The sequence below is a fragment of the Bifidobacterium cebidarum genome (assembly GCF_009193305.1).
GTDB classification, from domain to species: Bacteria; Actinomycetota; Actinomycetes; order Actinomycetales; family Bifidobacteriaceae; genus Bifidobacterium; species Bifidobacterium cebidarum.
In genome coordinates, this window is sequence record NZ_WBVS01000005.1 from 91115 (window position 1) to 104071 (window position 12957).

Genomic DNA, 12957 nt, shown 5'->3' on the forward strand with positions numbered 1-12957 from the left:
GTGGGGATGTTCTCCTTATCGTTCATTCGATTCGCGAAGTCGATCAGTCCAGGGCCAAAGCGGCGCGCTGGGCGGCCTGCAGCTCCTTGTTGCCCTTCTCGGCGAGGTCGAGCAGGGTGCCAAGTTCGGCGCGGTTGAACGGACGGTGTTCGGCGGTGCCCTGGATTTCGATGAACGTACCGGAACCGGTCATGGCCACGTTCATATCGGTCATGGCCTGGCTGTCTTCTATGTAAGGCAGGTCGAGCATCGGCGTGCCGTTGATCACCCCCACGGACACGGCGGAGACGGTGTCCTTGAGCACCTTGGCGGCGGACTTGATGTGGTGGTTCTTCTCCGCCCAGTTGACCGCATCGACCAAGGCCACATACGCACCGGTCACGGAGGCGGTACGGGTGCCGCCGTCGGCCTGCAGCACGTCGCAGTCCAACTGGATCTGATTCTCGCCCAGTGCCTTCATATCGACGACGCCCCTGAGGCAGCGGCCGATGAGTCGGCTGATTTCCATGGTGCGGCCGCCGAGCTTGCCCTTGACGGATTCACGATCGGTGCGCTCGGAGGTGGCGCGCGGCAGCATCGCATATTCGGCGGTGACCCAGCCAAGGCCGGAGTCCTTGCGCCAGCGCGGCACGCCAGGGGTGAAGGTGGCGGTGCACATCACGCGGGTGTTGCCGCATTCGATCAGCACAGAGCCTTCCGGAGCATCGGTGAAATGACGGGTGATGCGAACCGGGCGCAGTTCGTCCACAGCACGGCCGTCCGCACGAATAATCTGATGATTGGGAAGCAAATCTTTAATTTCAGCCATGAGGCCCAGCATACGCCACCCGGTTCACGCGCGAATCGCGAGGTTCCCGACGATTGCGCACCGGCCTGTGCGCCGACCCGGGAATGCGCCGCACAGGAATCAGCCGACCAAGGCTCTTTTGGGCAGTACACGGTCGAACACCCATACCACCAAGGAAAGCGCCGCGAACGCGAGCGCCAGTTTGCCACAGCTCACCGCAAACCCCTGCCAGCCAAGCGCATTCACATTGATGAATTCATACGGATATGGGCTGCCGCCGGCGGCTGGCCCGGAATCAGGCCACAGCGCCGCGCGCATCAGTACAAATGTCAGGTACAAGGGGAAGTACAGCAGCCACGAGAACATGTAATGCCAACGGAATCGGCGATGCGGGTCGAACAGCAGGAAATCGATCACCGCCATGACCGGAGCGATTTTGTGCAGCATGGTATTGGTCATAATGCCAATGATCTGCGGCACGTAGGCGGGATCGTCAGGTGGCATCAGGAGGAACGCGACCAATGCGGTCACGATGGCGTAGAGCGTCACGCATCCTTTAAGCCATGCGGGCGGCTGTATGCCTTTGAGCAGCGTAGCGGCCCCGGCCCAGAGCATCACGACGCCCAGCACGAAACCGGTTTGGAAGGTGAAATACACCCAATACTGCGGCTTGGACCAAGCCTCATATGTGCCCACGAAGCAGAAACCCGCAATGGCCAGTCGCCATAATGCCGCGATGAATCTCATGACTGCGAGTCTACCCGCGCATTCGGCAATCAGTGGGGCAATCCACGGACTACACTTATAGTCAGTTTTACTATTACTAGAAAAGCAAATTTGAAAGGCCCGATAATGGTCGATTATTCGCCGGCTCTGATGACCGACATGTATGAATACACGATGCTCGACGCCGCGCTCAAGGACGGCACCGCGAACCGCAAGTGCGTGTTCGAGGTGTTCACGCGCCATCTGCCCGAAGGCCGCCGCTATGGCGTGGTGGCCGGCACCGGACGTATTTTGGACGAGCTCGAGCGCTTCCACTTGGACGACGAGGATCTGAAGTTCCTCGCCGACCGCCATGTGGTGAGCCCCGAAACCATCAACTGGCTGGAGAACTTCCACTTCTCCGGCTCCATCAAGGGCTACCGCGAAGGCGAGATGTTCTTCCCGAACTCCCCGATCCTGCAGGTCGAGGGCACGTTCGGCGAGTGCACGCTGCTGGAGACGCTAATTCTGTCCATCCTGAATTATGATTCCGCCGTGGCATCCGCCGCGTCCCGCATGGTGTCCGCTGCCAAGGACCGACCTTGCATGGATATGGGGGGCCGCCGCACCAACGAATGGGCTGCAGTCGCCGCCGCACGCGCCGCAGTGGTAGGCGGCTTCAAGGGCACGGCGAACCTGCTCGCCGCCCAGCTTTACGGTTTGAAAGCCATCGGCACCGCCGCGCACTGCTTCACGTTGGTGCATGATTCCGAGCGCGACGCGTTCGAATCGCAGATCGCTGCACTCGGCAAGAACACCACGCTGCTGGTGGACACCTATAACATCGAGGAGGCCGTCAAGACCGCCGTCGAGGTGGCAGGTCCGGAGCTCGGCGGCATTCGCATCGACTCCGGCGATTTGGCCGCGATGGCACAACGCGTGCGCAATCAACTGGATGCGCTGGGCGCCACAAACACCACGATCACCGTAACCAATGATCTGGATGAATACGCACTGGCCGCACTGCAGACCGCACCGGTGGATTCCTATGGCGTGGGCACGATGCTGGTCACCGGTTCCGGCGCTCCGACCTGCGCGATGGTATACAAGCTCACCGAGCGCGAAGGCGCGGACGGCACGATGCAGCCCGTGGCCAAGAAGTCGAAGGACAAGGCCACGGTGCCGGGCCGCAAGTTGGCCTACCGTTCGTACGAGTACTCGCTGGCCGAGGCCGAGCATGTGATCTCCGGCTCGGAGGAGAAGCTCGCCGGCTTCACGCCCGATCCGTCGTGGAAGAATCTGCTCGTGCCCTTTGTGGACCACGGCAAGACCGACCCCCAGTGGCAGGGGCACGACGCCATCATGGCCGCGCATGACTATCGCGCCAAGGCCTTGGCCGAGCTGCCCATCACCGCCCAGAGCCTGATGAAGGGCGAGCCCGTGATTCCTACGGAAACCACAGTGTTGTGATTTCCGTAGGAATCCGTCGCGGCATAGCCGCTCCCCTCATCTACGAATAGCCCACCGGGCTATTCGTTGAACGATTCGGCTACAGAAACCACAGTGTTGTAAGTCATAGCGCATGCCTCTTCCGCAGCATGGCGTATGCCGGTAGACTGGCGCGCGAAGGGGCATGCCGCCACCACGGCGGCCAATGCACAACCAACAATCCGAGGGAAGGCTCCAATCATGACCGAAACCAGTTCCATCAAGACCCCCTACGAGCAGCTGCGCGAATTGACTCACAACGACTGGGAGGCGGCGGTCAACCACCGTTTCGTCAAGGAGCTCGTGAACGAGACCATCGCTCCGGAAGTGCTGCGTGACTACCTGATTCAGGACTACCAGTTCGCCAGCGACTTCCTTTCCCTGATCGGCCAGGTGCTGGCCAGCGCCGACACGATGAAGGCCAAGGTACGTCTCGCCGCACAGCTCGGCTTCATCGCCGCCGACGAAGACACGTATTTCCAGGACCGCTTCGACCAGTACGGTGTGAGCGAGGACCAGATTCTGCACCCCGAACTGGCTCCGGCCAGCCTGGGATTCAAGAAGCTGTACACCGACACCATCAAGACCCGCTCGTACGCGGACGGACTCGCCGTGCTCGTGGTGGCCGAAAGCCTGTACCTTGATTGGGCCGAGCGCGCCACGGACCACGGCCGCAAGCTGCCGGTCAAGCCCGAACATCGCGGCTGGGTGGACGTGCACCGCGGCGACTACTTCACCGAATGGGTCGACTTCCTTATCAATGAATTCAACCGCGTGGCCGACCCGAACGACCCTGAGCTGCGAGAGCGCTTCCAGACCGCCGTCAGGTACGAGCTCGGCTTCTTCAACGATCCGTACGCCGGCAAGTAAGCCTCACTCTTCTAACAGTCGATTGAATAGACGCGGGTTTTGTAGTTCTTCCAATCCGGCAAGGATTCGCCCGCGTCTATCGCGCGCTTGATATCGCCGTAATAGTGGAGCTTGCGCTGCACATGGATGGCCGCCTCATTGAGTGCGCGACGCTGCTCATCCAACGCCTTGCGACGGGATTCCAGAAGCTCCAGAATCTCATCGATATGTTCCGGCTCATTGGACTCGTATACGAAGAACTTCTTCAAATCATCAATCGTCATACCGGCGTTCTTGAAGCAGCAGATGGCGCGCAGCCGGTCGATATGGCAATCCTCATACACACGCTGCCCGGTTTCCGTGCGCCCCACGTTCGTCAGTAATCCCTGATCCTCGTAGTAGCGCAGCGTGGATGGCTGCATATGAAACTGCGTGGCCACTTGCCGAATCGTGTATGACATGCCTTGCTCCTTCTCCGATGCGCAAATGCCACGCGACACGCCGACGTGTCACCCAGCATTTGCATTCAAGTTCACTTGAACTGGAACCATAATAACCGACAACGAAAGAGCACACCCCGAGTCGCGCGCCGCAATCTCACGCAGTTCCAGTTGCGGCGCATACGATAGGGCATGCATCGAGGCATACCACCCGCGCAAGGCTGCATCGGTCCGCGGCCAACAACGGCAACACCTACATAGGAGCAACAATCATGTTCGAACCAACCGCCACCTACTCCCCCAACCCTCACCGCTACGACACGATGACCTACAACCGTGCCGGCAACTCCGGTCTGAAGCTGCCGGCAGTGTCTCTCGGCTTCTGGCACAACTTCGGTGATATCACGCCATTCGAGCAGATGAAGTCGTTGGTGTTCACCGCATTCGACAACGGCATCACCCATTTCGACCTAGCCAACAACTACGGCCCGGAACCCGGTCAGGCCGAGAAGAACTGCGGACTGCTGCTCGCCAAGTATTTCAAGCATCACCGCGACGAGCTCGTGATCTCCACCAAGGCCGGCTACGAAATGTGGGCAGGCCCGTACGGCGACCTCGGCAGCCGCAAGTACCTGCTCGCCTCGCTCGACCAGTCGCTCGAACGTCTCGGCCTCGATTACGTGGATATCTTCTACCACCATCACCCGGATCCGGAGACTCCGCTTGAGGAGACTATGGGCGCGCTGGCCCAGGCCGTGGACTCCGGCAAGGCACTGTATGTGGGGCTTTCCAATTACGACGGCCCGACGATGGAGAAGGCCGCCGCGATCCTCAAGGAGCTGCACGTGCCGTTCATCATCAACCAGAACAAGTACAACATCCTCGATCGCACGGTGGAGCACAACGGTCTGAAGGAAACCGCATACAAGCTCGGCAAGGGCCTTATCACCTTCTGCCCGCTGGAGCAGGGCCTCCTGACCAACCGCTACCTGAACGGCATTCCCGCCGACAGCCGCATCGCCCACGATCCACGGTTCCTCAACGATTCCGCGCTCACCGACAAACTGCATAAGCAAGTGGTGGACCTGAACAATCTGGCGGCCGAACGCGGCCAGTCGCTTGCGGAGATGAGCCTGGCCTGGCTGCTGCACGACGGCAAGGTGACCTCCGTGCTGGCCGGCGCCTCCAAGCCGCAGCAGATCCTGGACAACATCGGCGCGCTGAAGAACACCCACTTCAGCGACGAGGAACTCAAGCTGATTGACGAGATTGCGGCCCGCTAGGCCGTACATCCAACCAAAATACGGGCTGAAATGGTCGAAAACGCCAATTCGCAGCGTCAAATAGGACAAGTTGCACACGCAAAACGTCCGGTTGATGCTGCGAATTGCGGGAAACGGCCATTCCAGCCCGTATTTTGCACTGGCGACGCCGTCACAGACGCCGCGGCCCGACGCGGCCGACGCCAGCAGGTGCCGGCAGCGGCCTCACGCCATCATTTCGTCATAAATGCGCTTGCAATCCGGGCAGACCGGGTACTTGGACGGATCATGCTTCGGCACCCACACCTTGCCGCACAAGGCCACGACCGGACGGCCGGTCGCGCGGGACTCGGCGATACGATCGCGGGACACGTAATGCGCGAATCGATCCGCGTCGCCCCCATCATCGCGAACCGGCGACTCCTCAACCTGCGGACGCTCCAGCACCGAAGTCCCTGCGGACTGATCCGGGTTCCTCAGCGGCTCAGCAACATCAGCAAAGCTTGCAACATTCAGGCTCATGGCGTACTTCTTTCCTTGGCATACAACGGCATACAGCGTCCGTCATCGACGGATATCCGCATTCCATCATAGATTCCCGTCGTTACCGGCGAACGATGTAGTCTAGAAGTCATGACTATCGCAGTATGCCCCGGCTCGTTCGACCCCGTAACCGCCGGCCACTTGGATGTAATCGAGCGCTCGGCGCGATTTTTTGATGAGGTTCACGTAGTGGTGGCTGTCAACGCCGCGAAAACACCGATGTTTTCCGAAGCCACCAGAGTCAACGTGATTCGCCATGCCCTGAAGGAGGCCGGCTGCACCAACGTGGTCGTCTCATCCACCGAGGGGCTCATCACCGACTACTGCAAAAAGGTCGGAGCAAGCGTCATCGTCAAGGGTCTGCGCCAGAACGGCGATTATGAGGCCGAACTTGGCATGGCTTTGGTCAATCGCAAACTCGCCGGAGTGGAGACCCTGTTTCTGCCGGCTGACCCGATTCTTGAACATATCTCCAGTTCCATTGTCAAAGACGTGGCACGGCACGGCGGCGACGTGACCGGCATGGTGCCCGATTGCGTGGTGCCGATGCTTGCCGAGGCCTTGACGAAGGAAAGTCAGAAGAAGGACTGATGACCATGAGTGACGATCACCCCACCGGATACGTTGACCTGACCAAGCCGGAGCAGGCACCGCAGGAGCCAGACCCGGCGACCGGCGCAGCCCCATCTGCGGACCAGGCGCCCTTGCCTCCCACCGAAGCCGCCTCCATCGTGATGCCGGCCGCCACCTCGCGCGCACCGCATGTCGATCATCCCGAGAACGCTGCACCTGCGGCAGCCGCAGCATCATCTGCCACAGCGTCGACGGTTGCCAGCGAAAGCACAAACGCAGGCAAACCACGATTCAGCATGGATGCGCTTCCCGATCTGCGAGAAACGTTGAATCCCGATTCCCCGGCGGAGAAGAGCCGAGAGGAATTCACCACCGTGTATGACGTCATCGATCAACTGGACGCCATGCTCGCCGAAGCCAAGACCAGCATTTTCACGCCCGGCATGGTCCGCGTGGACCGTGACGAGTTCACCGCGCAGCTCAACGAATTGAAGAAGCTGCTGCCCGTGCAGCTGGAACGCGCATCCGCGCTGATGCGCGAAGCCGAGCGTCGTCTGGAATCTGCGCAAACGCAGGCCAATGCGGTTGTGGCATCCGCGCAAAGCCGTGCCGCGGATATGATCAAGGAGGCCAACGAACAGGCGCAATTCCTGGCCGGTCAGGAGAACGTAACCGAACTGGCCCGTCAAAAGGCGCGTGCGATTCTGGAGCAGGCGCAAAGCAAGTCGGATCACCTGACCCAAGGCGCCGACCAGTACTGCACCACCGTGATGGAAGGCCTCTCCCAACAGCTCGCCAAGCTCAATCAGGATGTTCAGGCCGGCCTCAATGTACTGAACGAGCGGCAACGTGCGGCAGCGGAAAAGATGCCGAACATCACGCTGAACGATTATCCTGAAGCGCAGTAACGCATAAGCATCACACACAGCACGAAGTGCAGTTAGCACAACAAAGCACGAAAGGCACAGCACGCATATGGCACGAGTTGAGGATTCCCCGTGGGCTATTCCGGTAGCGCAGATTGCCTCCCGAGCCGGCCAGTCCAAGCCGGTTGACGCCGATTTCCCGGCACCGAGCGGCATCGGTGACAATATTGTGGGCATCAAGGAGGGTGCGCCAGTTCACGTCAGCGGCCAGTTTGATTCGATTGTGGACGGACTGATCTTCACCGGTCGGCTCGTCGCACCGTTCGTCAGTGAATGCACTCGTTGCCTGAAGCCGATTGACGAGGATTGGCCGGTGAACGTCACCGTGTTCTTCCCGTATGAATCCGCGGCGGATAAGAACGCGGCCCGCGGCGGCAAGGGTAAAGGCGGCAAGAGCGGCAAAGACGAGGAAGTGGAGATCTTCGCCGGCGAGGACGAGTCCGAAGATACCTATCCGTTGCTGGAGAATGGCGCATTTGCGGACATCGAAGCGATGATCCGCGACACGCTGGTGGAATCCCTGCCGCTGCAGCCACTGTGCAAGCCGGATTGCAAGGGACTGTGCTCCCAGTGCGGCGTGGATCTGAACGAGAACCCAGAGCACCACCACGAGTCCACGGATATCCGTTTCGCTGGCCTGGCGGCGCTGAAAGCCCAGCTGGAGGCTGAGCAGGGCGAATAAGGAAGCCTAGACGAGCAAACGCGTTTGGCGTTTGTACGAGCCATGCGTTAAGATAACGGACGCTTAAGCTCAATTGTTCGAACGAAACAGAGGATACTCAAATGGCACTGCCTAAGTACAAGACCTCTCGCGCCAACACGCATTCGCGTCGCGCGAACTGGAAGGCCACCGCTGCTGCGACCGTGAACTGCCCGAACTGTGGCGCTCCGGCCCTGCCGCACATGGCTTGCCCGGCATGCGGCAACTACCGCGGCCGCACCTACCGCTCCGCCATCCAGCCGGCTCACACCAAGTGAACCCTGCGATAACGGCTTCATGAAGACCCTGCCATCGACGGGTGGCAGGGTCTTCGCATATCAATCATCGCGAAGGATTGTGCATCAACTATGACTGGAACCTCAGCTGAAACATCGGCCGAACATCACGTGCGCGTAAGCACCCAGGATGCCGACTACACGCCGGCCAGCGAACTGCTGGAGGCGTTGGGCACCACCATCAGCCCCGACTTGCTGGTGCAGGCTTTGACCCATCGCTCCTTCTCCCACGAGAACCCGGGCGCGCTGAATTATGAACGTCTTGAATTCCTGGGCGATGCCGTGCTGGAGCTTGTCTCCACCGAAACGCTGTTCAAGCTCCACCCGGACATGACCGAGGGCCAGCTGGCCAAGATGCGCGCCAAGGCCGTTTCCGAGGACGCGCTGAGCGCCATCGCCAAGACCAAGCTCAAGGTCGGCCCCTACATTCTGCTGGGCCATGGCGAGGCCGAACAGGGCGGCGCCGAGAAGAACTCCATTCTGTGCGACATCGTCGAATCGCTGATCGGCGCCACCTTCCTGGAACATGGCATCGACGAGGCACGCAAGGTGGTGCATCGCCTGATTGACGATACGCTTGCCGAAGTGGCAACCGAAGGCCCGGCATTGGACTGGAAGACCTCACTGACCGTCAAGGCCCATGAACTGGGCAAGCCGGAGCCGGTCTACCACATGGAGGTCTCCGGTCCGGAATACGCCCAGGTGTTCACCGCCAAGGCCAGCCTGGGTGATAACGACCAGATCATCGGCGTCGGCAAAGGATCCAGCAAGCGCAAGGCGCAGCTGGCCGCCGCAGAGGCAGGCTGGAAGGCGCTTGACCGCCAGCACAAGTCCGACGCTCTCAAGAAGCGGACTAAGTAAGCCCGCTGTCAGCGATACGAATAGACTGATACCAACTAATACCACAACATGAGCAGCGAGCCGCATGCTGAGCCACAAGCCCAGACTACCGGCCGGAATGAGATGAGCGTGACCCCGGCTCCTATTCCACTGCCGAGCGGTTCGACGCGGTTAATCGCGTAATTATGAGGTGAGAGGAATCATGGCTTTACCCACGCCTTTGCAGGCTTTCAGTGGCGTGCCCAAAACCACTGCGGCCACGGATAAGCAGACCATTGTCGACGGTGAGAAGATGACCGGCGCCGAGGCGCTGGTCCGCTCGCTGGAGGACCTGGGAGTCGAAGATGTGTTCGGCATCCCCGGCGGCGCGATTCTGCCGGTCTATCATCAGATTAACGGCAACACGAAGTTCCGTTTCGTGCTGATGCGCCACGAGCAGGCCGCCGGCCATGCCGCCGAGGGCTATGCGCTGGCCACCGGCAAGGTGGGCGTGTGCATCGTGACATCCGGCCCGGGCGCCACGAACGTGGTCACCGCCATCGCGGACGCCAACATGGACTCCGTGCCGATGGTGGTGATCACCGGCCAGGTGGGTGTGAACGCCATCGGTACCGATGCCTTCCAGGAGGCGGATATCGTGGGCATCACCTACCCGGTGTCCAAGCATTCCTTCCTCGTGACCTGCGCGCAGGATATTCCGCGCGTGCTCTCCGAGGCATACCACATCGCCAGCACCGGCCGCCCCGGCCCGGTCGTGGTCGATCTGACCAAGACTGCGCAGACCGGCGAAATGTACTATTCCTGGCCGCAGCGCATGATCCTGCCCGGCTACAACCCCACCACCAAGGCGCACGGTCGCGTGCTCTCGGATGCCGCGAAGCTGTTCTCCAAGTCCTACCGCCCGGTGCTGTACGTGGGCGGCGGCGCGGCCCGTTCCAACGCCGGCGCGCAGGTCAAGGCTCTGGCCGATCTGACCGGTGCCCCCGTGGTCACCACCCTGCCCGCCCGCGGCATCATCCCGGACACCGATCCGAAGAACCTCGGCATGCTGGGTATGCATGGCACGATCGCAGCCACTGGCGCTGTGCAGCGCGCTGATCTGCTGGTGGCTATTGGTGCTCGCTTCGATGATCGCGTGACCGGCAAGTTGGACGCCTTCGCACCGACCGCTCGCGTGATTCATATCGATATCGATCCGGCTGAGATCGGTAAGAACCGTCAGCCTGATGTGCCGATTGTGGGCGATGTTGCTACAGTGCTGGATGATCTGATTCCGGAAATCGAGCGTACGCAGGCCATCGTGGGCAAGCCGAACCTGAAGCCGTGGTGGGACGCCATCGATGGCTGGCGCGAGAAGTACCCGATGACCTGGGATGAGCCGACCGATGGTTCCTTGGCTCCGCAGTGGGTCATCAAGCAGCTGTCCGAGCTCGCCGACCCCTCCACCATCTGGGTCACCGGCGTGGGCCAGCATCAGATGTGGGCTTCCCAGTTCATCGATTTCGAGAATCAGCACTCCTGGATTTCCTCCGGCGGTCTCGGCACGATGGGCTATGGCCTGCCGGCCGCCATCGGCGCTTCCGTGGGCTCGGCCCGCGAATTCGACGGCAAGAAGCCGGTGTGGCTGATTGATGGCGATGGCTCCTTCCAGATGACCTCCGAAGAGCTAGCCGCCGCATTCCTCGATCATGCTCCAGTGAAGATCGCCATCTTGAACAACTCCGTATATGGCATGGTTCGCCAGTGGCAGACCCTGTTCTACAACCATCATTATTCGCAGACCAACCTGAAGGACGGCGAGGCCCACGGCACCGAGGGCGAGGCCCAGCTGACCGCCGGCGATGCTCCGCTCGAGGTTCCGGACTTCATCAAGCTGGCAGAGGCCTATGGCTGCGTTGGCATCCGCGCCTTCACCGAGGATGAGGCGATCGCCGCCATCAAGAAGGCCAACGAGATCAACGATCGTCCGGTGCTCATCGACTTCCGCGTGTGGAAGGATGCCATGGTCTGGCCGATGGTCGCCGCTGGCGCCTCCAATGATGAAGTGACGTACATGCCTGGCATCAAGCCGCTAATCGGTGGCACGCCGGCTCCGGGAACCGGTGCCGATGATGCCGACGATTCCGCTGCGAACGAGCACTGAGGGGAGAAGATTTACGATGGCTATTTATCCTGCATCCCAGCCGGGTTCTGAGCGTCATACCCTGTCCGTGCTGGTGGAGAACCGCCCGGGCGTACTGGCTCGTATCGCCGGCCTGTTCGCCCGCCGTGCGTTCAACATCAACTCCCTGTCCGTCTCCCCCACCGAGCGTCCGGATATCTCCCGTGTGACCGTGACCGCCGACGTGGAGGCCGTGCCGCTCGAGCAAATCATCAAGCAGCTCAACAAGCTGCTGCACGTGCTGAAGATCGTGGAGTTGGACCCGAATTCCACCGTGGAGCGCGAACTCGTGCTCATCAAGGTGGCGGCCAACCAGTCCAACCGTTCCGACGTGCTTGAGATCGTGCGCCTGTTCCGCGTGCGCGTGGTGGATGTGAACCCGGAGTCCCTGACCATTGAGGCCACCGGCGCTGAAGGCAAGATCGATGCGTTGCTCGGACTTTTGGAGCATTACGGCGTGATCGAGCTGGTGCGCTCCGGTGCCGTGGCCGTGACCCGCGGCCCACGCGCCTTGAGCGAAAAGGTAATCGGTTCCGAAGTCACTGGCCGCTGAGCCGTTCCAGCCCAAAAGCCCAATCCAATTGCCTCACTAAACGTACGCTGAGCGTTCGCCAGCGTACGTTTTGCGAGGTAATGATGGCAATGTCGCTGTTAATAGAGATTCAGCGTCGGCAGTTCGACCGTGGCATCGGCACGGCCTCGGCATGCGGCAATGCGACGCGCGTTAATTTCGTCGACTTCCATCACCCACTTGCGCGCCTGCTCGGGAGTCTTGCCGAATTGAATGTGGCGTTCCACCAAGCGCTCACGGCGCAGATCATCATCCACATCCACGTACCAGACTTCGGTCATGGCAGCGCGCACGTCCTTCCATGCATCGGCTTCGTCAAGTAGATAGTTGCCTTCAGTCACCACCAAACGCGTCCATGGGAATACCGGAATCGCGCCAGCCAGCGGCTGCTCCAAGTCACGCTCAAACATCGGAGCGTAAATCACACCATCTTCGCCCTGATGAATCCGCTGCAGCAACGAACGATAGCCACGCGCATCAAATGTATCGATGGCACCCTTGCGCTGCAGACGGCCCAGGCGCTTCAACTCCACATCCGCCAAGTGATAGCCGTCCATCGGCACCCACGCGGCGAAATGATCGGCAGGATTAACAAGCCCGGTCTCACTGCCATCCTCGAACGCCTCAGCCAGCAACTGAGCCAACGTGGACTTTCCAGCACCTGGCGCGCCGACAATGCCGAGAATCACACGTTCATGAGATTCGAGCAGTTCCCTGACACGAGCCTTGGCTTCTTCGAGATTTGCGATGTTGACTACCATTGTCGTTTCCTTCCTCGGAATTTACCCTGCTGTATTTACGTTGGCCTCGTTGGAA

General features: G+C 60.6%; 15 protein-coding genes. 10 read left to right on the forward strand and 5 right to left on the reverse strand.

Annotated features, from left to right (window positions below; translation table 11 throughout):
• Window positions 1–43: 43 nt before the first annotated feature.
• Together rph and F7D08_RS06285 are read right to left on the reverse strand one after the other, a co-directional pair.
• Window positions 44–808, reverse strand: coding sequence for a ribonuclease PH (gene rph / locus F7D08_RS06280; protein ID WP_193316217.1), 765 nt, complete (start codon window positions 806–808; stop codon window positions 44–46).
• Between the two features lie 99 nt (window positions 809–907).
• Window positions 908–1534 carry a Pr6Pr family membrane protein gene (locus tag F7D08_RS06285; RefSeq protein WP_152209807.1) on the reverse strand — a complete coding sequence of 209 codons (627 nt, stop codon included), beginning with the start codon at window positions 1532–1534 and terminating at the stop codon, window positions 908–910.
• 105 nt (window positions 1535–1639) lie between these two features.
• On the opposite strand from F7D08_RS06285, the gene F7D08_RS06290 reads away from it, so the two are divergent.
• Both F7D08_RS06290 and F7D08_RS06295 read left to right on the forward strand, forming a co-directional pair.
• Window positions 1640–2962, forward strand: coding sequence for a nicotinate phosphoribosyltransferase (locus tag F7D08_RS06290; protein WP_152209808.1), 1323 nt, complete (start codon window positions 1640–1642; stop codon window positions 2960–2962).
• A gap of 219 nt (window positions 2963–3181) precedes the next feature.
• Window positions 3182–3850 carry a TenA family protein gene (locus F7D08_RS06295; protein ID WP_193316218.1) on the forward strand — a complete coding sequence of 223 codons (669 nt, stop codon included), beginning with the start codon at window positions 3182–3184 and terminating at the stop codon, window positions 3848–3850.
• 11 nt (window positions 3851–3861) lie between these two features.
• Here F7D08_RS06295 and F7D08_RS06300 read toward each other — a convergent pair whose 3' ends face one another.
• A complete protein-coding gene (locus F7D08_RS06300; RefSeq protein WP_152209810.1) occupies window positions 3862–4290 on the reverse strand; it encodes a MerR family transcriptional regulator in 429 nt (142 codons plus the stop codon).
• Window positions 4291–4541: 251 nt separating this feature from the next.
• Between F7D08_RS06300 and F7D08_RS06305 the strand changes: the two genes are divergently transcribed.
• On the forward strand, window positions 4542–5552 hold the full coding sequence (locus F7D08_RS06305) for an aldo/keto reductase (RefSeq protein WP_152209811.1): 1011 nt from the start codon (window positions 4542–4544) through the stop codon (window positions 5550–5552).
• A gap of 204 nt (window positions 5553–5756) precedes the next feature.
• On the opposite strand, the gene F7D08_RS06310 is transcribed toward F7D08_RS06305, so the two are convergent.
• On the reverse strand, window positions 5757–6053 hold the full coding sequence (locus F7D08_RS06310) for a DUF3039 domain-containing protein (protein ID WP_152209812.1): 297 nt from the start codon (window positions 6051–6053) through the stop codon (window positions 5757–5759).
• A 111-nt stretch (window positions 6054–6164) separates the two neighbouring features.
• Between F7D08_RS06310 and coaD the strand changes: the two genes are divergently transcribed.
• From coaD to ilvN, 7 genes are all read left to right on the forward strand, one after another.
• On the forward strand, window positions 6165–6665 hold the full coding sequence (coaD, locus tag F7D08_RS06315) for a pantetheine-phosphate adenylyltransferase (RefSeq protein ID WP_152209813.1): 501 nt from the start codon (window positions 6165–6167) through the stop codon (window positions 6663–6665).
• A complete protein-coding gene (locus F7D08_RS06320) occupies window positions 6665–7555 on the forward strand; it encodes an ATP synthase subunit B family protein (RefSeq protein ID WP_193316219.1) in 891 nt (296 codons plus the stop codon). Before coaD ends, F7D08_RS06320 begins: the two co-directional genes overlap by 1 nt.
• A gap of 67 nt (window positions 7556–7622) precedes the next feature.
• Entirely contained in the window at window positions 7623–8255 is a 633-nt protein-coding gene (locus F7D08_RS06325) for a YceD family protein (protein WP_152209815.1), read from the forward strand.
• A gap of 101 nt (window positions 8256–8356) precedes the next feature.
• Window positions 8357–8551 (forward strand): 50S ribosomal protein L32, encoded by a 195-nt coding sequence (gene rpmF, locus F7D08_RS06330; RefSeq protein WP_100494607.1) that lies wholly within the window; start codon window positions 8357–8359, stop codon window positions 8549–8551.
• A gap of 90 nt (window positions 8552–8641) precedes the next feature.
• The gene (rnc, locus tag F7D08_RS06335; RefSeq protein ID WP_226803409.1) at window positions 8642–9430 is read left to right on the forward strand and encodes a ribonuclease III; all 789 of its coding nucleotides are present in this window, start codon (window positions 8642–8644) and stop codon (window positions 9428–9430) included.
• Window positions 9431–9611: 181 nt separating this feature from the next.
• A complete protein-coding gene (locus tag F7D08_RS06340) occupies window positions 9612–11552 on the forward strand; it encodes an acetolactate synthase large subunit (protein ID WP_152209816.1) in 1941 nt (646 codons plus the stop codon).
• Window positions 11553–11568: 16 nt separating this feature from the next.
• Entirely contained in the window at window positions 11569–12123 is a 555-nt protein-coding gene (gene ilvN / locus F7D08_RS06345) for an acetolactate synthase small subunit (RefSeq protein ID WP_033891554.1), read from the forward strand.
• A gap of 98 nt (window positions 12124–12221) precedes the next feature.
• On the opposite strand, the gene F7D08_RS06350 is transcribed toward ilvN, so the two are convergent.
• The gene (locus F7D08_RS06350) at window positions 12222–12902 is read right to left on the reverse strand and encodes a nucleoside/nucleotide kinase family protein (RefSeq protein WP_152209817.1); all 681 of its coding nucleotides are present in this window, start codon (window positions 12900–12902) and stop codon (window positions 12222–12224) included.
• Between the last annotated feature and the right edge of the window lie 55 nt (window positions 12903–12957).